The 18968-nt window shown below is 65.3% G+C and carries 18 protein-coding genes and 1 pseudogene; 8 read left to right on the top strand and 11 right to left on the bottom strand.

Annotation, left to right across the window (positions count from 1 at the left end; genetic code table 11):
* Window positions 1-247 precede the first annotated feature (247 nt).
* Window positions 248-958 carry a toll/interleukin-1 receptor domain-containing protein gene (locus MKK55_RS10170; protein WP_243934545.1) on the top strand — a complete coding sequence of 237 codons (711 nt, stop codon included), beginning with the start codon at window positions 248-250 and terminating at the stop codon, window positions 956-958.
* A gap of 1638 nt (window positions 959-2596) precedes the next feature.
* Here MKK55_RS10170 and MKK55_RS10165 read toward each other — a convergent pair.
* A protein-coding gene (locus MKK55_RS10165) for an IS3 family transposase (RefSeq protein ID WP_243934544.1) occupies window positions 2597-3738 on the bottom strand; the annotation gives its coding sequence in 2 pieces (ribosomal slippage) (window positions 2597-3471 and window positions 3471-3738; 1143 coding nt in all).
* A gap of 70 nt (window positions 3739-3808) precedes the next feature.
* On the opposite strand from MKK55_RS10165, the pseudogene MKK55_RS10160 reads away from it, so the two are divergent.
* The 7 genes and pseudogenes from MKK55_RS10160 to MKK55_RS10130 form a co-directional block, all read left to right on the top strand.
* Window positions 3809-3979 (top strand): annotated as a pseudogene (locus MKK55_RS10160) (IS3 family transposase); the annotation flags it as partial.
* 213 nt (window positions 3980-4192) lie between these two features.
* Window positions 4193-5209: a ferritin-like domain-containing protein gene (locus MKK55_RS10155; protein WP_243934543.1), complete on the top strand. Its 1017-nt coding sequence runs from the start codon at window positions 4193-4195 to the stop codon at window positions 5207-5209.
* Between the two features lie 174 nt (window positions 5210-5383).
* A complete protein-coding gene (locus tag MKK55_RS10150; protein WP_243934542.1) occupies window positions 5384-5899 on the top strand; it encodes a hypothetical protein in 516 nt (171 codons plus the stop codon).
* Between the two features lie 29 nt (window positions 5900-5928).
* The gene (locus tag MKK55_RS10145) at window positions 5929-6468 is read left to right on the top strand and encodes a hypothetical protein (RefSeq protein ID WP_243934541.1); all 540 of its coding nucleotides are present in this window, start codon (window positions 5929-5931) and stop codon (window positions 6466-6468) included.
* A 136-nt stretch (window positions 6469-6604) separates the two neighbouring features.
* A complete protein-coding gene (locus MKK55_RS29215) occupies window positions 6605-7105 on the top strand; it encodes a tetratricopeptide repeat protein (protein WP_243934540.1) in 501 nt (166 codons plus the stop codon).
* A gap of 395 nt (window positions 7106-7500) precedes the next feature.
* Window positions 7501-8418 (top strand): ferritin-like domain-containing protein, encoded by a 918-nt coding sequence (locus tag MKK55_RS10135; protein WP_243934539.1) that lies wholly within the window; start codon window positions 7501-7503, stop codon window positions 8416-8418.
* 54 nt (window positions 8419-8472) lie between these two features.
* On the top strand, window positions 8473-9387 hold the full coding sequence (locus MKK55_RS10130; RefSeq protein ID WP_243934538.1) for a ferritin-like domain-containing protein: 915 nt from the start codon (window positions 8473-8475) through the stop codon (window positions 9385-9387).
* Window positions 9388-9643: 256 nt separating this feature from the next.
* Here MKK55_RS10130 and MKK55_RS10125 read toward each other — a convergent pair whose 3' ends face one another.
* The 10 genes from MKK55_RS10125 to MKK55_RS10080 all read right to left on the bottom strand — a co-directional run bounded on the left by MKK55_RS10125 (window position 9644) and on the right by MKK55_RS10080 (window position 18555).
* Complete coding sequence (locus tag MKK55_RS10125) at window positions 9644-11134, bottom strand: TadE/TadG family type IV pilus assembly protein (protein ID WP_243934536.1); 1491 nt, start codon at window positions 11132-11134, stop codon at window positions 9644-9646.
* Window positions 11131-11751 (bottom strand): TadE/TadG family type IV pilus assembly protein, encoded by a 621-nt coding sequence (locus MKK55_RS10120; RefSeq protein WP_243934535.1) that lies wholly within the window; start codon window positions 11749-11751, stop codon window positions 11131-11133. Before MKK55_RS10120 ends, MKK55_RS10125 begins: the two co-directional genes overlap by 4 nt.
* On the bottom strand, window positions 11741-12187 hold the full coding sequence (locus MKK55_RS10115) for a TadE/TadG family type IV pilus assembly protein (protein WP_243934534.1): 447 nt from the start codon (window positions 12185-12187) through the stop codon (window positions 11741-11743). The genes MKK55_RS10120 and MKK55_RS10115 overlap by 11 nt, the downstream gene beginning before the upstream one ends.
* An 8-nt stretch (window positions 12188-12195) precedes the next feature.
* Entirely contained in the window at window positions 12196-13089 is an 894-nt protein-coding gene (locus MKK55_RS10110; RefSeq protein ID WP_243934533.1) for a type II secretion system F family protein, read from the bottom strand.
* A gap of 34 nt (window positions 13090-13123) precedes the next feature.
* Window positions 13124-14020, bottom strand: a complete 897-nt coding sequence (locus MKK55_RS10105; protein WP_243934532.1) for a type II secretion system F family protein — start codon at window positions 14018-14020, stop codon at window positions 13124-13126.
* A 49-nt stretch (window positions 14021-14069) separates the two neighbouring features.
* The gene (locus tag MKK55_RS10100) at window positions 14070-15479 is read right to left on the bottom strand and encodes a CpaF family protein (protein ID WP_243934531.1); all 1410 of its coding nucleotides are present in this window, start codon (window positions 15477-15479) and stop codon (window positions 14070-14072) included.
* The gene (locus MKK55_RS10095) at window positions 15476-16690 is read right to left on the bottom strand and encodes a CpaE family protein (protein ID WP_243934529.1); all 1215 of its coding nucleotides are present in this window, start codon (window positions 16688-16690) and stop codon (window positions 15476-15478) included. Before MKK55_RS10095 ends, MKK55_RS10100 begins: the two co-directional genes overlap by 4 nt.
* A 93-nt stretch (window positions 16691-16783) precedes the next feature.
* Window positions 16784-17755, bottom strand: coding sequence for a Flp pilus assembly protein CpaB (gene cpaB / locus MKK55_RS10090; RefSeq protein WP_243934527.1), 972 nt, complete (start codon window positions 17753-17755; stop codon window positions 16784-16786).
* Window positions 17752-17943: a Flp family type IVb pilin gene (locus tag MKK55_RS10085; RefSeq protein ID WP_243934525.1), complete on the bottom strand. Its 192-nt coding sequence runs from the start codon at window positions 17941-17943 to the stop codon at window positions 17752-17754. The genes cpaB and MKK55_RS10085 overlap by 4 nt, the downstream gene beginning before the upstream one ends.
* Window positions 17944-18111: 168 nt before the next feature.
* Window positions 18112-18555 carry a prepilin peptidase gene (locus tag MKK55_RS10080; protein WP_243934523.1) on the bottom strand — a complete coding sequence of 148 codons (444 nt, stop codon included), beginning with the start codon at window positions 18553-18555 and terminating at the stop codon, window positions 18112-18114.
* Between the last annotated feature and the right edge of the window lie 413 nt (window positions 18556-18968).

The following is an 18968-nucleotide window of genomic DNA, read 5'->3' as shown; positions in this document are numbered from 1 at the left end:
GCCGTCGCTCTAATATCCTGGTTATTTCCCAGGCTTTGGCCGGCTCATCTCATGCCGCCGATTGGCGACTTCCCAGCATTCCATAACTGAGCGTTTCCTGTTCCATATAACACCATTATGCGAAATTAAGGGATCAGTTATTAAGGCTGCTCGGAGATCTAACAAACGGTTCGCTATCAACAGTTTCCTGTCGCTCTGATCAATCAAGCCCCTTGAAGAGGGAGTGATAATTAGCATCTCTGCTCGCATGGCTAGATGCACCGCACCAAGAGAGGGTCATCGCTCAGCAAGTGCTGCAGCGAATTGCCCTGCATGCCGTAGTCGCTTCGGCGGCTACAGAAGCTATGGGTCGTACTCACCTCCCTCGTACGCGCCTTCCTACTCGTCGTCAGGAAGTAGTGGAGGCGGCCGCGGTAGTGGGGGTGGGTCCAGCGGTGGCGGCACAAGACCGCGGTGGTCCAAGTCCGCTTCTTCCGTGCTCTACACGCCTGCCGAGGTGCGCACGCTTACGCCCGTCCGCGAGAGCGTTGAGAAGCGAGCTGCCGTACCAGACCTACGGGACGTCTTCCTATGCCATGCGTGGGACGATCGGAATGGCGCGGCCAAGGAGCTGCACGATCTGCTCGAAGCACGGGGTGTTTCCGTCTGGTTCAGTGAAAAGGACGTCCTCCTGGGCTCTTCACTGCTCCGAGAGATCGACAAGGGCTTGGCCAAGTCGCGCGTTGGGCTCGTGCTGGTAACCCCCGCATTCCTGACTCGCGTCAAGGCAGAGGGTATTGCAGACAAAGAGCTTTCAGCACTTCTGGCGCGTGATCTGCTCGTACCTGTCGTGCACAACACGACGTACGACGCTCTTCGCGAGGTCAGTCCCCTGCTTGCCTCCCGGAGCGGCCTGAGTACCGCAGAGGGCTCGATGGCGAGCGTTGCTACCAAGCTCGCCGAAGTGGCTACCCCGTAGCTCTGCTGCTGCTTCAGGTGCGCTTCCGACGCTGCTTGGTCTTCACCCATGAGCCGTACGCCGCCTCTTGGGTGATCCCCTTCTGACGCGAGCTTCGACGGATTCGCTTCATGGCCGATCGGGTCGGCATGTTCACGCCGGTCCGCTCGACGTGCTCTTTGTTCAGTGCGGCCATTGCCCACCACAGGAGCCCCAGACCGATCAAGCCGAAGACCGCAAGTATCGCTGTTTTTCCCGATAGGGCAAAGCCGCTCTCTGCCTCGCATCCTTTCGAATGCCTCTTCTTTTTTCAAGCTATCTGTGGTGGTCGGATTTCCGACCCCAGGGCACCCACTGGGTGGGTACCCTCCGATCCGCGCTTGAGCCACGCGAGCCATTCCCAATCAATCACCGTCACGACGTTGGGTAGGCTTCGGGCGCCTGTGCCGCGGCGTTCGCGTACCTCGTTACTGACGATACGGAGCACATTGAGCTCGGACGTTGTGAACCGAGCAGCGAAGGCCGGCGGCATGGGGCCCAACGCGGCGAGTCGGTGGCGGCGCTTGATCGCGTTGGAACGAATTGAGACACAGTCTACGGTCGCGGATGCCGGCGTTGGTGCCTCGCCCAAATCACGACGCTGTGGCGGGATCGGATCGAGACGCGGATCTCGCATCGGTGGCCCGACCCGATAAGCGGGAGGCTCGGATCCTGATGGTGGCGGCCCGTATCCCCAGCGCAGTCGAGCTCATGCGCTTCCCCGCCGGCGACCGTGCCCTCGGCTCCAGTGGCTTGTCCGTTGGCACCGCGATCAGGCCGCAGCTCATCCAGGCAGCAGGATCATCGAAGGGCGTCACGCGCCATTTGAACAGCCTACGGAAGGTGATGACTGTGGCAGCGCAGTGCGAGGTCCAGATCTCGTGACGAGGCGGAGCGCGGCAGCGAAAAGCCCGAGCCCTTGAAGGCTCTCTTCACGGAGCCACGCAAAGAGGCTGCCCAAAGGAGGGTGACCCTCCTTACCGGCCCATAGGCTTCAGCCCCACCCCAGTGGGGGCGGGAATATCGCCCCTCGCCATTCAGCGAACCAGCTGTCGACCGCACCACTCTCGCTGCTCGCAGCAACGAATAGATGCACCCCTCCGCCAACGGATCCGCACAGGTTCGAGGTGGAACTCCAGACGGCGGCCGTCCGTGGACGAGCAGCCCGACAGCATCAAGCCGACGTATGGCTAGGCCGGTACTGCCTACGTTGCACCGATCACCATCAACCTCCTGTCTCGGGCCTTCCGGCCGATGCTAGCACCACCCCGGTCCCGCTCCCTCCCGAGGGACACAGCCACACTGCCTCTGCTCCACCAGCCCAAGGGGGCCCATACCCCCAGCCCCATTCATCGCATCCCATTCGCCATTCGCTTCAATCGGCGTCGGCCAGCAAGGGGTAGGGGGTGTCGATTAATCGAAACGCATCACGCGCTCAGGACCGGATGGGAAACCGATTCTCGCGGATTGATAAAAAAAAATCAGGACGGCAAAGTCTGGTGTTGGGCTTAGCGTTCGAGGGCGGTGAGGTAGGCGTCGGAAGCGGGTTCGTGCGACGCGCGCTTGGCGCCTGTCATCGAGGTGACCTGACCGGTATTTTGGACCGAGCCGATTGAGAGGCTACTGCATGGTGGCGGCCATGGGTAGCCGGAAGGCCAGGTCCGGGAAGGTGACAGGCGCGGGCGGCCAATAGTCCAAGGACGAATGCGGTCGAACGCGGTTGTAGGTATTCTGCCACATGCCGATCACGGTCTGTGGCTCCTTGAGCGAGTAGAAGATCTCTTGGCGTAGGCACTCGTCTTTCAGCTTGCCATTGAAGCTCTCACAATAGCCATTCTCCCACGGCGATCCTGGTGCGATGTGCTGGATCTGCGGGCCGGTTTTGGCGACCCATTTCCGCAAAGCCTTCGCGATCATCTCCGGGCCGTTGTCGCAGCGGATGTTTTCCGGGATGCCATGCAGGCACATCGCATCGGCCAGCGCTTCGATCACACCCAGACTGTTGATGCGCCTCGCGACCTTCAGCGCTAGGCAGGCGCGACTGTGCTCGTCGATCAGCGTCAGGATACGTAGGCTTCGCCCGTCATGGGTCTGGCCCTGCACAAAGTCGAAGCTCCAGACGTGATTGCGATGGAGAGGCCGCAGCCGTACGCATGAGCCATCGTTCAACCACAGCCGGCTTCGCGGCCGATGCTTTTGCGGAACCTTGAGCCCCTCACGACGCCAGATCCGCTGAACCCGGTCTTTCCCCACCTGCCAGCCCGCTGCCTGCAGCAGCGCGGTGACGCGGCGATAGCCGTAGCGTCCGTACTCGGACGCCAAGGCGATGATGGCGCGGGTCAGCGCATCCTCGTCAGCCGGTACCGTGGGCACGTAGCGTTGCGTACCCCGGTGCTGGCCGACGATCCGGCAGGCGTGGCGCTCCGAGAGGCCGTACTTCTCCTGGATCGCGTCGACTGCCTGCCGGCGTCGCTCCGGGGCTATAAGTTTCCCGCGGCGACGTCCGCCAACACCTGCTTCTCCAGGGACAAGTCAGCCACAAGCCGGCGCAATCGAGCGTTCTCACGCTCCAGATCCTTCATCCGACGGGCCTGGTCGAACTGCAGGCCGCCGTACTCCTTGCGCCAGCGTGAGTCGCTTTGCTCGGAGATCTCCGCCTCCCGGCACGCTATCGCCAAACTTTTACCCTGCGCCGTCTGCACCTCAATCTGGCGCAGCTTCAGCACCACCTGCTCCGCACCCGTCTTCTGACCTCGCTTCATGTCCAGCTCCTTCAGTCCTGGCTGATCCTCTCAATCAGCCCGGTCCAAAGCCAGCCGGTCAGGTCAGGCCTTCGTCGAGCATTACGATCACTGCCGAGGTCATGAGAGCCTCGGCAACCTCACGCCCGCCGACGTCTACTTGGGACGCGGCGAAGAGATCCTGGCCGAGCGAGAACGCATCAACTGTCAGACCTTCATGGATCGCCTCTTCCGCCACCACACCGAGGGATCAAACACCTAACCTCTCACCCCAGATGGATCAGAGCCTCCGCTCGTGAACTCCGCACACTGTCCCAAATCATCTCACGACGGACAGCAGCTGTTACGCCGCGTCCTCCAGGATCGCAGGCCTGCTCCGCATCGTCCTGCGACCGACGACGCACCGACTGCGGACCCGAGTCTCTCTACGGGAACGGCCGGGCGCCTCCAAATCAGCGGACCGGTTCTCCGGTCGATGCTGCGCGTTAGGTTCTCTGAAACCTTCCTGGGATTCAGGCCGTATACACTGCTTCCGCCCGTCTCGGTCGGTACAACGAGGAAGCGCCTTTCCATGACCCAATCTGATTTTCGTTTGAACTCTGAGGCTCTGGATGCCGATCCGACTCCGCGCCCGATCAACCTCGAGGCGGGACGCCGTGCCTTCCTGCAGACCCTGGGCCTCGGAATGGTCGGCGCCACGCTTCTTGGCTTCGACGCTGGCCGCAACCCGGCCGCGGCGCAGTCGATCACCGATGCCGACATCTTCAACTTCGCTCTGAATCTCGAGTACCTTGAGGCCGAGTTCTACCTTCGGGCCTCCGTCGGCCAGGGTTTGGCCGACGCGGAGGTCCGGGGAACCGGCACCCTCGGTCCGGTTGCCGGCGGACGCGCCGTGCCATTCCAATCCCAGATCATCGCCAACTACGCCAACGAGATCGCTCGCAACGAGCGGCAGCACGTCAACACCCTGCGCGCCGCCCTCGGCAGCAACGCCGTCGCGCGGCCCGCGATCGACCTCGGCTTCGCCTTCACCATCGCCGCCCGCGCCGCCGGCCTGGCCGGCCCCAACGACACCTTCGACGCCTTCGCCAACGAAACCAATTTCCTCTTGGCCGCCTTCATCTTCGAGGATGTCGGCGTCACCGCCTATCACGGCGCCGCGCCGCTCATCAAAGACCCGGCCAATCTCGCCGGCGCCGCAGGCATCCTCGCCGTAGAAGCCTACCACGCCGGCATCATCCGTACGGTGCTCTACAGCCGAGGCCTCTACACCCAAGCCCAGGCCATCTCCGACGCCCGCGACTCGCTGGACGGGGCCAGCGACCTCGACCAGGGCATCGGCAACGCCACCACCTCGAACCTCACCCCGGTGGATTCCAGCGGCATCGCCTTCCAGCGTACCCCCCAGCAGGTCCTCAGCATCGTCTACCTCAACGCTGGGGCCCAGCCTAACGGCTTCTTCCCCAAAGGCCTCAACGGGAACGTAAAGTAACACCGTCCCCGGGTGCGGTCGTCCGACGACTGCTGACCGACGACGCCCGACGCGGTACGCCGCGTCGGGAACCGACCGCCCTCTTCCTACGTCGCGCCCGGGGGCATCGGCAACGTGGATACCCTCGAAAACGTCATCTTAAGAGGCGTCTGCGCCCATACGCCGATGACGCGTATGCTGACGATCCAAACCTGCGGTACCCTTGTAGTCCTCGGCGCCTTCGCCCTGGCCGAGGTCGCAGCTTACGCTCTCGACGCCTCCCCCAACTGGGACCTAGCATGGTATCTCAACGTGGTGGTGTTCCGTTCCTTCGAGCGCGCTCGCGTCGAATCCTCACCCTTGAATGGCGCCTTTGGCCCCTCGACGTTCCCCATCGTTCTGGCGCTGATGGCGGTTGCCGTCGCCTTCCGGCTGATGCGGCTCCGCTTGGCCGTGGCGCTCATGGCCAATCTCAGCTTCGGCGCGGCGCTTCTCCTAGCCCATGCGGGGCTGTCGAGCGAAACTGGGCCGGCGACGGCTTCGCTGTCCGCGATCAGCCTGCGACCCAGAGCTGAGACATGGACGGTGGGCCTGATTATCATTACCTCGTTCGTCGCGTTCGCAACGAGTCATGCCGGCTTCGTCCTGGCGATCTGGCACGACATCATGGGAGGGCGCCCGGAAGTCTCTTCGCTCGCCGACGGGGTGTGATCCTCCCACGCGTCTTGGTTGCCGCAGGCTTGTTCCTGGCCCGCGATGATCATAGCCACGCACGGGAGGTGTCCGCCCTCGTCGGCCAGAACGGCTGGGATCTCGAGCGCTTCGGCACCGAAGCGACGATCCTGCGGGCGCGGCGTGTCACCACGTCCGTTGCAAGCACGGGCGGGCTGCTGCTGTCATGCGCCGGAGCTGACCGGCGCCTGCGCCTGACGTTGCCGGACGCCATCAACGCCGCGTCCGGCGGCTCGGGGGCCGGCCGGCTACTCATGCGGGCAGGCGGCGCGGCATCGACCGCACGCGTGACCGTTCAGGGCAGCGTCCTGACACTGACGGATCAACGGATGATCGACATGGTGCTTCTCGGACTGCGCGCCTCCGCAGCAGCTTCGCGTACGCTCAGCTTGCTTCTCGACCTTGGACCCAGTCCGATCATGCTGGGCCGGTCGATGGCGTTCCATCTTACCTTCGCGTCTACCGCCGGCGACGCGCCGGCCTTTCGCGACGCAGCGGAAGCCTGCGCGCGAGACACTCGAGAGCCCACCCCTGCGACGCCGCGGTAACGAGAACTACGCCTTAGTTCGGTAGTTTCCTGACTTTAGGTCGTACCTGGCGTTGGCACGCGGGAGTGCGTTGCAGCGGCCCGACCGAGTAGGCGACCGTTCGGGGGTCGCACCGCACATTAGTTGTGAGCACACAGTGAAGATCGTCAGTCTGTCAACAATGATGTGCACGGTCCTCGTCGTCGGAGGATGCCAGACGCCGCTCCCCGGAGAGACGGTCGTCTCCAGTGATCCTCCCGTCTTCGACACGGGCATTCTCACCTCGAACGAGACCAATCGCCTCGGCCGGGCCGACCTCGCCGCGGGAAACTACGGCATGGCCGAGCGGCATTTCCGCGAGGCCGTGGAGAAGGATAAGAACGATGCACCGTCCTGGATCGGGCTCGCCGCAGCTTACGACAACCTTTCGCGCTTTGAACTCGCCGATCAGGCCTACGCCCAGGCTGTTGGACTCCTCGGCGAAACTCTCGAAGTGGTCAACAACTTGGGATATTCCTATCTGTTGCGGGGCGACAAGCGTCGGGCGTTGCAGCATTTCGAACGTGCCCTGAGGCTCGACCCGACCAACGCCGTCGTTCGCAACAACATCAAGATCTTGCGCGCTGGCGAGCGGCCGAACCGGGCTGTCCCGCTCTAGGACCGCGGAACAACTACAAGGCTCAATCGCGCGTATGCGCTGGGGCGGTTGGGATATGGTAGACTTGAACAGGCGATATACGTTGCCGCTCGAGGACTCGTAGACGCTTTGCCTAATGCAATCTCGAGGCCCGCTCCCGGGGGCTTAGCTGGTTATAAATTTTATAGACCCAAAATTACTTCCTCGACGCAACATAGGTTATGGATATGGCCGCCGGCGCCACATAGCCTAGGCATGTTTTTGCCCGGGCCAGGCACCTGCACGACAAGTGTTATCGGCTTAAGCAAAAAATTGCACTTGATCATTGAACGGAATGTCCTAGCTTGGCACAGTATATCTGCGGTCGTTAGGCGACTAGGGCTACAGATATCATCGTGCAGCTGGAGCGACACACCGTGACTCATCATCTGACGCGTGGGGCCAGCAAGGCTCTGACCTCGCAAGACAACACTGTCGATTTTGCGGCCGGACGCCGTGCTTTCATACAGACCGTAGGGCTCGGCGCCGCGGGCGTCGCCGTTCTCGGCGGACTGGATGTTCAGCCGGCAGCAGCGCAGTCCGCCCAGACCGACATCGACATCTTTAATTTCGCGCTCAATCTCGAGTATCTTGAAGCCGAGTTCTATCAGCGTGCCGCCTACGGTCAGGGTCTGTCAGCCGCGGATGTCGACGGCGTTGGTAACCCGGGGCCCGTGTCGGGCGGTCGACAGGTGCCGTTCGCAGACCCGAACATTCGCAAGATCGCCGTCGAACTCGCCAACGACGAGCTCGCGCACGTCCGCACCTTGCGCCGGGCGCTCGGGTCCAATCGCGTCGCACGCCCAGCGATCGATCTCAACTTGGCGTTCACTTTGGCCGCGCGCTCCGCTGGGCTCGTCGGGCCGAACGACGTCTTCGACGCCTATGCGAACGACGCAAACTTCCTGCTCGCGTCCTACATCTTCGAGGATGTCGGTACGTCCGCCTATCTTGGCGCGGGGCCGCTGATCAACGATCCGGCGAACCTGTCCGGCGCGGCGCGGATCCTGGCGGTCGAAGGCTATCACGCCGGGGCCATCCGCACCGAGCTCTACGTTAACGGCTTTTACGCGCAGGCGCAGGCGATCTCGAACGCCCGCAATTCGTTGAACCCAGGAACCAACCTCGACCAAGGCATCGGCGATGCCAACACCGCCAACATCGTCCTGACGAACCCCACGACCGGCGTCACCCCGGGGCGGACCACCACCCAGGTGCTGAACATCGTCTATCTGAACGCTAATACCCGACCGACCGGCTTCTTCCCGAATGGCCTCAACGGAACCATCCGCTAAGCCGAACGCAATTTTTCCATTCAGGATGAGGTATTTTCGATCATGACTCAAAATATGCCCCGCTTCGCCAGCGATGTTTTCCGGCCGGCCGACGGTCCGGAGGTCAGTGTTGCCCAGGGACGCCGCGGCTTCATACAGGCCCTAGGCCTCGCCGGGCTCGGAGCCGCCATCCTTGGTGGAAGCGCTACGACCGCCTCCGCGCAGGCCGCGCCGAGCGACTTAGACATCGCCAACTTTGCTCTCAACTTCGAGTATCTCGGCGCCGAGTTCTACCTGCGGGCCTCCGTCGGGCGCGGCTTGACCGACGCCGAGGTCAGTGGGTCCGGCACGCTTGGTCCCGTCTCGGGCGGTCGGCAAATCACCTTCGCAACGCAATACATCGCTAACTTCGCCAATGAACTCGCTCGTGATGAGCGGGCTCACGTCAACAGCCTCCGTGCGACGATTACCAACGTCCTTAGCGGCACGCCGATCGCGCGTCCCGCGATCGACTTGGCTTTCGCCTTCACCTTGGCGGCCCGCTCGGCAGGGCTGATCGGGCCGAACGACACCTTCGATCCCTACGCCAACGAGAACAACTTCCTCCAAGCGGCATTCATCTTCGAGGACGTCTGCGTCACAGCTCTCGCCGGCGCCGCGCCGCTGATCCGCAACAAGACCTTCCTCGCCAACGCCTCCGGCTTCCTCGCAACGGAATCGTACCAGGCCGGGGCCATCCGCACCTTCCTGTATTCGCGCAACCTTCTGCAGCAGGCCGGCCTGATTTCTGGCGCCCGCGACGCGGTCGACGGTCCCCAGGTTGACGATCAGGGCATCGGCGACAACGCGACGATCAACATCACGCCGACCGATGTCGACGGCCTCGTCTTCGCTCGTACGCCGCAACAGGTGCTTCGGGTGGCCTACCTTAACGCTAACGGGACGCCGACCGGCTTCTTCCCCAACGGAACGAACGGTACGATCCGGTAGCTTCCAACCGACCGGCGCAGACGAGAAGGGGGCAGCACCGTCGCAGGTGCTGCCCCCTTCTCGTCGAGCAGCATCGCTCCCGTTACCCCGGTCCCGCTCATCGACCCTCCACACTTGCGGCCTCAGCGTCCGCGGGCGATCGCAGCGTTCCGCGACTCTGTGGATTCTCCCAATTCGCATCCGGCCACGGCGTTCGCCGACAGCACCCCCGTAAGCCATGCCTGACGTCGGACCCGTGCCGCTCAGTGCGCGGGTGTCAGTCCGTTTCGACGAGCTGCACCACGTGTCGCAGCTTGCCGTCGTCCTCGGCGGGCGTGAGCAGGCCAACGAATTCGACCAGCGTCGCGCCGAGATCCGACGGTTCGGTGACGAAGACCTTGGCTACCCTTCGCGAAAGGTTTGCGGCGGTGGCCGCGTTAGGGAAGGCCGTGCAATCCGCGATCGACAGGTAGAGGATGCGTCGTCGCACCTGCGTTGGCGGCAACGTTCCGGCATAACAAATTGGCGCTGCGCGCTCGCGTAGGGGACTGCTCGCCGGCCCCCCAGTCGGGATCGTCGCCGTTGCGGAACCGTAGCTACGGGTATCGACGGGCTTGCCCTCGCTGCTTCGGTCGAGGCCGAGCTCCCGCAGATACAGATCCCAGCGTGTAGGCGACTCTCGCAGCCGCGCCTGAAGGTCCGGCGACTTGTTGTCGTGGTTCCATAACACGTACTCGTCGAGCGCAGAGCGCGCCCCGAGGCTGCCGACCGGTCCGGCCGTGCGCCAATCCCCCGCCCCCTGGTCCCAGGGAGCGGACAGCTTTAGGCCTTGGAAGGCGCTGTCGCGCGGCAGGGCGAACGGCGGCGCCGTACTGTAGCCGTTGATCGGCGACGCACAGGTCTCGTAGCGCCGCCCCTGCACCACGATCGGTGCCGGAGGATAAACGGCGAGGTCGGGAGCCACCGGTCCGGCGCGTCCGAAGTAGCGGTCGAAGCGGATGTTGAGCGCGTCGTCGTATTCAGCGGGCGCGACATTGGTGCGCAGGGCGACGCCGTCGCCGTAGCAGAACTGGGGCCTGTCGCCCGCCAGGTCTTGCAAGCTCTGACGCGTCCCGACGCGGTCGGGGCGGTCGAGGAGCGCGATCGATCCGGCGACGCGGTTGCCATCCATGCGTAGGAGGTACTGCCGTCCGGGGCGCGCAGTCGCCGCGAAGGCGTCCGGGTCAGGCTGACACAGGACGGCGGGGGTCACGTCGCAGGCGTAGTACTGCGATTCAGCGATGGCGCGGCGTCGCACGCGTGCCGGACGGCCCCCCAGCAGGGCGAGCAGGCTCGCATCGAGCGAGACCTCCGACGTCGTCGCCTCCGCATAGACCGCGGAGGCGCCCGCGGTCTCGGCGAGGGGGTTCGTCGCGCCGGCTTTGAGGTCCGAGAGGTTGGCTGCGAATCGCAGGCTGAGGCGCCGCCCGCCGCCTAGGTCGGCCAGCGTGACACGGTTGTCGAGCGCGAGCGCGGCGCCGCGCGCCGCCGCTATGGCGCCGGCGGAGCGATCGAGGCGGTTTGCAGCGGCGAGCGCCGCGGCATCGGCTATCGCGGCTGCCTGCGTGTCGAGTATCAGGAGCCGCGCTCCGTCCACGGCCAGTCCGACGAGGCCGAGCAGGGCTGGGATACAGATGGCGAAGAAGACGAGCACGAAACCGGCTTCGTCCTGCCGGACGCTCGCCGCGCGCCGCAGCATCTGCCGAGATCGTGGCGGATCGGCGATCACCGGGATGTAAGGTCCTCGCCGGGGATCGTCGCGGAAGCGCGCAACGGGAGGCGGCGTCCGATCAGGTCGCCGAGGAAGAGGGACTCGTACTCAAGGCCAATGAGACGAATGGTGACGTCCACCGGTACGGGCGGCGGCCGGCCGACATAGCCGAGAGCGTTGGTCGCGTAGCTCACCTGCACGTTCTCCGAGCGGATGCCTGGCAATACGGCTCGCATCGCTGCGAGGATCGGCGCGAGCCGCCCGCCCGACGGGGTGAAGCCGCAGGCATTCCCGTGGCACGTACAGCCAGTAGAAAGATCGCACGTCACGGCGAAGGTCGGGCAGGGGCTCGGATCCCGCCCGGCCGGCAGACAGCGCAGGCCCGGCGGGAGGTCCCGCCAGTAGGCACCACTCTCCGTGCGGACCAGGCCGGGACCGGTGGCGACGGGATCGGACACGATCGCGCGACGGACGCCGAGCTGGACCGCCTTGGCTGCCAGATTCAGGTTCCAGGCGTAAAAGCTCACCTCCATGAGGCCAAACACGAGTAGCAGGATGAGAGGCAGGACGAGCGCAGCCTCGATCAATGCGGCCCCGTCCTCGCCGATCAGGACCTGCGGCGCGTCATTCCGCAACGCGAGCCTCCTGATGGATGGCCGTCAGCCTCATCGTCGGGCTTAGACCGACCCAGCTGAGCATGTCGACGGACAATACGACTTCCGCCATCATCATCACGGTGCCTGAGGGCGGATCCGGAAGGGGATAGACTCGCACCTGGGACAGCGCGAGGCGCGTGTTATCGACGATTTGATCGGTCGCGAGCGCCACCGCGTGGGCCGCGCCGGCCGAGCAGACAGAGCGGCAGGTCGGGTCCGGCACACGTGCGAGGTAGCGCGTCCCTCCGCGAACCGCCTCCGTGATGGCGGACTGGACGAGGAGCGCCCGACCGAGTTCGAACCCGCCGGCGAGCAGCGCCAGCAGCAAAGGCAGTACCAGAGCGAATTCGAGGATCGCCGCGCCCTCCTCGCACCGGTTGAGTGCCCTCTGACTTGTCGTGCTCGTGGCGGGCATGGCGGCCGTCAACGAGCCAGAACGTGCATTATCCGCATCACCGCCGGAGCCAGAACGGCAATCAGCACGACGGGGAAGATGAAGAGGCCGAGCGGAAGCGTCAGCTTCGGTGGGAGCGCCGCGGCCTTCTCCTCAGCGCGCGCCATGCGCTTGTCGCGCATCTCATCGGAGAAGACGGTAAGGGCCTGAGTCAGGTCGGTGCCGAGTTCGATCGTCTGTTGAAGCAGGGCCGCGAACGAGCGCGCCTCGCGAAGGCACAGGCGTTCGGCGAGCGTTCGCAACGCTTCGCCCGTGCTTTTGCCGGCGCGCATCTCCCCCGCCATGAGGTCGAGATTGGTGCGGAACTCGGCGTCACCGCGGCCGAGCTCCCGCGCCGCCCGTTGCAGCGCCGCTTCCAGGCTCAAGCCTGCATTGATGCACACCACGAGCATGTCGAGGAAATCGGGGAACGTCTGGCGGTAGCGCACCTCCAGGATCCGTTGGCGGCGGCTCAGGTAGGCGCGCGGTAGATAGTAGGCGACGGCGAGAAGCGTTGCCGTCAACGCCGCCTGTTCCATGAGGCCGAAGACCGGCAATAGGACGGCGCCGGCTGCAAAGCCGGCGAGCGGCAGGAACGAGAGCAGGGCGATGCGGGACAGAGCAAAGGTCGTCACCGCGGACGGCTCAAAGTATCCGGCGCGGATCAGCTCGGCTCTGAGGACCCGTTGCGCCGCCGGATCGAAGCCGAGGCGGACCGGGTCGATCCATGGCCCACGCGTCTCCTCGCCCTCGGGGAAGTCGCCCGTGGCGAGGACGCCGTAGCGGCGGCGCACGCGGTCGCGCTGCCCGACCAGCCGAATCCCCGTGGCGGCGAGAAGCGCTCCGGATGCGAACACCAGGATCGTAATTAGGAGCAGGGTCACCGGGCTACGGCCCACTCAGACGCGATCACGGCGCTCAAACCTTTAAGTTCACCAGCCGGAGAATCACGGCGTTGCCGATCAGCAGGAGGACGAGGCTGATCGCCAGAACCGTGCTCGAGGACGGGCTCTTCCAGAACTCGGCATAGTACGCCGGGCTGAGGATGTTGATCAGGGCGAACAACCCTACGGGCAGGATGCTCAGGGCGTAGCCGCTGAACCGACCTTCCGCCGACAGGGCCCGGACTTTGCGCGTCAGGCGGAAGCGGTCGCGCAGCATGCGCGAGAGGCGAGCCAGGATCTCGCCCAGGTTGCCACCCGTTTGATGGCCGATCGAGACCGCGGCGACGACGAAGCGCAACTCCGGATAGCCGACGCGCTGGTAGAGGTTCTCGAGGGCTTCGGTGAAGCTGCGCCCGTAATTGACTTCATCGACCACGAGCGCGAACTCGCTTTTGGCCGGCTCGGGCATCTCGCGGGCGACCAACGCCATCGAGACGGGCAGAGGGTGGCCGGCGCGCAACGAGCGTGTGATGACGTCGAGGACTTCCGGCAACTGCTCGCCGAAGCTGGCGATGCGCCGCGCGCGCTTCACGCGCAGCCAGGCGAGCACAAGGCTGCTGGCGGCGATCAGCGCCGCGAGCAGCCGTAAGGGGGCGCTAGGCAACGGCAGGACGACGAACAGCACGACGGCCAGTCCGGCGACGAGGCTGCCGAGACCCGCCGGCGTCATCGCCGTCCCGGATTGCAGGAAAAGGCGCGCTAACGCCCGGGCCGGTGCGGACGTGCCGAGCCGCGAGGCGCGGCGACGGAGAGCCGCGGGCTCGTCGGGCATGGTGTCGCCTGCGAGCGCATCGAGGCGCCTGCGGGTCGCGCTCCGTCCCTTGAGGAGAGTCGAGGCAGCAATCTGGCCCTGTTGGACGGCGAACGCCACCCCGGCGAAGACCGCGAGGTAGATCAGTAAGGATCCGACCGACATGGCGTTACAGCGCTGCTCGGGGATCGAAAAAAGCCCCTGGCATCTCGACGCCCTGCGCGCGGAGCTCGGTCAGGAACTTCGGTCGCACGCCGGTGGCCCGGAACTGTCCGACGACGCCCCCGCGATCGTCCACACCTTCGCGCGCGAACGTATAGATTTCCTGCATCTGGATGACATCGCCCTCCATGCCGGTGATTTCGGCCACGCTGGTGACGCGACGCTTGCCGTCGGTCATGCGCTGCAGCTGGAGGATGAGGGTGATGCCCGACGCGATCTGGCTGCGCACCGACGACACCGACATGTTAGCGGCGGCCATGCCGATCATCTGCTCGATGCGCGACATCGCATCGCGAGGCGTGTTGGCGTGCACCGTAGTCATCGAGCCCTCGTGGCCCGTGTTCATCGCTTGGAGCATGTCGAACGCTTCCTCGCCGCGGCACTCGCCAAGGATGATGCGGTCGGGTCTCATGCGCAAGGCGTTCTTCAGGAGCTCGCGCTGGCGGATCTCGCCCCGCCCCTCGACAGATGGCGGCCTAGTCTCCAGGCGGGCTACATGGGGCTGCTGTAATTGCAGCTCCGCCGCATCCTCGATGGTGATGAGCCGCTCGGTCGATGGGATGTAAGAGGACAGGGCGTTGAGCATGGTGGTCTTGCCCGAGCCCGTTCCGCCAGAGACGACGAGGGAAATGCGGCCCTTCACCGCCGCCTTCAGCAGCTCGGCGATCGCCGGCCGCAGCGCACCGAGCTCGACCAGCCGCTCCATCAAGATCGGCTTCTTGGAGAACTTTCGGATCGACACCAGCGGTCCGTCCACCGCTACAGGACGGATTGCGACGTTGACCCGCGAGCCGTCGGGCAAGCGTGCATCGACCATCGGCGAGGATTCGTCGACGCGGCGGCCAACGGCGGCGACCATCTTGTTGACGATACGCAGGAGGTGCGCCTCGTCCTTGAAGCGGACGGGACTGAGTTGAAGTTGGCCGCCCCGCTCCACGTAGACCGACATGTGCGCGTTGATGAGGATGTCGGTGACGCTCGGATCCTTCAAGAGGGGCTCAATCGGTCCCAGGCCGATCATCTCGTCAACGATGTCGGCGGCGAAGGCCTCCAACTCGCGTTGATTGAGCGTAAGCCGCTCCTGGGTCGCATAGTCCGCAACGTAGCGGACCACCTGCCGGGCGAGATCGCTCGCGGACAGCTTGTCGATCAGCGCAAGGTTGAATTCGTCGATGATGCGCCCGTGGAGCCGGACCTTAGCATCGATCAGCGCCGTCACGGGCGTCGACGTCAGCGGCGGAGCGTCAGGCAGGATAGCACGGGGCGCGATCGCGGCCGGAGCCGATTCCGGTGTCGTCTCGTTGGTAGCCGGTCGGCCGGGTGCCTCGCGCCAGCGGTCGGAGAAACCCGGTCTCATGCGGCGATCCCCTGCCGACCGCGCGCCTTGCGGGGATCGGTTTCCCGAGCGTCGGCCTCGCCGCCCTTCGCGGCGGCGGCCGAGCCAGCGACGAGCCCCTCAATCCAGGTCGCGAGGCGACGAATGTCGCGACCGACGCGGCTGTCGGGGGCCGACTCGAGCAGCGGGCGCCCGGAATCGGAGGCGTCTTCGAGGGCAGAGCCGTCACGGCGCACGAAGAAGAGGCGATGCCCGTCAAGCACCCGCTCAATTTCGGGACGGCGCTTAAACCGTCCGAAGAGGTCAGTGCAGACTTGGTTGACCGCCACGGCGCGCTTGCCCTCGGGAACACCCAGGTCGGCGACGTGCGCCAGCCGAAGGGATAGGCGGCGGAGGGCCGGCACGGTGGTGGTCCCGGTTACGACGACGGCGTCCGAGCCCTGGATCAACGTGTCGGTCCACGCGAGCCAGGTCTCGGGCAAGTCAAGAAGGATCGCGTCGTAGCGAGCGCTGATCGCGTCGATGAACGTGAAGATGAGGCCCGGTCCGACCTCTTCGGCGCCCGAGGCGCGCATCGGGCTCGCGAAGATGTCGAGGCGGTTCGCGTAGCGGCTGGTGAAGACCTCGATGAGTTGCTCGTCCAGGCGCTCGGGGCGTCCTACGATCTCAGCGATGTCGAAGCGGGGCTCGACATCGAGGCAGTCGGCCAGCGTGCCTCCCTGAAGGTTTAGGTCGAGGACGGCGACGCGTGCGCCTCCCCGACGAGGGTTGGCGAGCCGGTTGGACAAGTGAACCGCCGCCTCAATCACCAAGGTCGTGTTGCCGACCCCGCCCTTGCTCGGCAGGAAGCTGACGACCCGAGCGCCTCCGTCGCTGTGAGCGGGCGCGGAAAAGCCGAGCGCCACCTCCGCAAGCTCCACCTCGCAGCTTCCCCACTGTATCCATTCGCCCGAGCCGGAGCGCACCAAGGCCTTGTAGGCCTCCGGTACGACGGTGTCGGCGACGAGGACCACGAAGGCTTGCCCGGCTGCCTGCACGGCGAAGTCCGCGGCCTCGAATGCGAGGGAGGAATCTGCCACCAAGACGAGCGCCCGCGGCGTCGCCAGGAACTGCTTGTCGATCCTAAGTGCATCCATCGCGGCGAGCGTTGACACGGTGAAGCCGAGATCGGCGGCGACCGAGCCGAGCCGCGCGGCCGCTTGCGTATCCGCACCAACGATGAAGCATCGCACTGGAAGACCTGTACCTGTTGTCCGTTCTCACGATAGGCGCCGCGGCCTGTCGCCGGTGCCGGGTCGGCGATCAGCCCGATCGCCGACTGCTGATCACCGCTCGGCGGCAACCGTGTAGGATTCAGTCTTCGAACCATTCCGGATGACATTGATCACCGATCCGGGTGGCGGCGCTTTGGCGGCAGCAGGAGGCCCCATTGACGCCATAGCCGAGGGGCGATTGAGCTCCCGCATCCGCGCTTCCATCTCAGATAGGCGCTGCGCCGCCTTCCGGTCGGCTTCGGCGCGCGCTTCGTCGTCGGCCTTTCGCATCAACTCGAGCCGCTTCTCCAGCTCGGTAATGCGGTCGCGCTCGATCGTTTCGCCCGAACCGAGGTCGCTCGCCGTGACGCGGATGCTCGGCCTGTCGTCGGCTTCGTTGGCTTGGCGCAGGACAAGGGACAACCGCCCGATACCCTGCGCGAGCACCACCTTCTGAGCGTGCTGAGGCGTCAACTCCAGGGTAACGGCTCGCGCCACCGTCGGCTTATCCTGGCCTTCTGTTGCGATCTGGTCGACTGCGAGTACCTTGGCGTTCTGAAGTAGCACGTCGGCGAAGGCTGCCGAGTCCAGGCCCCCGTTCTCGCCGCGGGTTAGGATCACGTCGACGCGGTCGCCGGGCAGGACGAAGCCCGCGACTCCCCGCACCTCGTCGACGCGGACCGTGACTGCGCGCATGCCTTCATCGAGTTGGGTGGACAGCGTCGCGCGCTGGTTAGGTGCCGTCACCCGGGGCGCGAGGATTGGCTCGTTGCGCTGAATGCTCGCGAGGGCGAGGCGGCGCCCGTCGCGCACCAGGTCGCCGACATGTGCGAAGGATCCGTCCAGCGGATCGGCAGCATGCCATGCCACCTCGCGAAGATTCTCCGGAGTCAGAACGGCGCCTGCAGCGATCGGTCCGCGGGCGACGACGATGGTGCGGCCGACCACTGCAGGACGCCCCTGAATGAGTCCATGCGCCAGGAAAGCGGCTAGCAGCCCGAAAACCAGAGCGATCAGCAGCGTGATCCTGGGTGAGAGCCTCACGGCTGCTCACACGGGGCGGATGGGTTCGAGATCTTGCAGCTTATCTTGGCGAACTGGGCGTTGATGCTGGTCCCCGTGGCGGAGACGCCGACGATGGCCACCAGCGCGATCAGCGCCACGAGGAGAGCGTATTCCACCATGGCCGCACCGTCCTCATCCCTCAGGAAATCTCTCACGAAGGAACGCATACCCAATTCATCCTGCCCTTGCTCGGCTACGACGCCTGCCGTCGGCCTCATCCTACGAGGGTAAGGCCCGAGTGGATTCACGATTGCTTAACCCTTCGGGCGAGTCAATTACATGTCCGTACGTGGCCCGAAGGTCCGAACAAGGAGGCCGCTCTCCCCCGTGAGGAACTATAACAAGGCACGCTGCAGCCCCATCACCACGAGCCATGCGGCAACGATGCATGGTCCGAAGGGGATGCGTGTTCGCCCGTTCGTCGTCCGTGACGGCACGAGTCCAAAGCGGGCTCCCGCGGCGTAGAGCAGCACGGCGCAGAGCAGCAGGATGGCGAAAGCGAGGGCGCTTTCCGGTCCGAGCCAGAGAAGCGCAACGCCAAGCAGCTTAGCATCGCCGCCGCCGATCATCCGAGCCGCGAACGCACCGATCAACAGGGCGAAACCGAACGCAGCGAAGGCGGCGTGGGCGAGGAGCAGCCCCACATGGCCCTGCAGGAGACAGGCGCCGAGAAAGCCGCCCGCAAGAAGCGTGACGGCGCGGTTCGGGATGCGGAACCGCCGCAGGTCCTCCATCGCTGCCCAAACTAGGACGGCGGCAACGGGCAGGTCGATCAGCACCGGGCCGAAGCCTCCATCGCCCCCATGGATCAGCGGATCACGCGGTCGTGCAAGCTCGCCGTCGGCGGGTCGGCGCGCATCAGAAGGGCGGCCGCCCTTGCGGCGCAGGTGCCGTCTCGAGCCCGCCCACGGTCCCATCGTCCATCGAACATCCTCGCATCGCACGCGCCCTACCGGAAACCGGACCCTCCGATTGGCGGTGCGTTGGACGACCCAACGGGCACCGGAGGCGGAAGCGGGCCCGCGCTCGCGCCTGGTCCCGAGCCCGGGTTGCGGTAGCGTTCAATCGCGTGCTGAGCGCGCTCGCCGCTCGCGTCCCGGTCATACTGTTGGGCGTGAGCCGGCCACGGGTCGATGACGTGCTTGGCGATGTTGGCTTGGACGGCCTCGCCCGAGCCGACCGTGAGCGTGTC

The organism is Methylobacterium sp. J-059 (assembly GCF_022829485.1).
Lineage (GTDB): Bacteria > Pseudomonadota > Alphaproteobacteria > Rhizobiales > Beijerinckiaceae > Methylobacterium.
The sequence above is the reverse complement of the archived record's forward strand: the minus strand, read 5'-3'. Positions and strand labels throughout refer to the sequence as shown.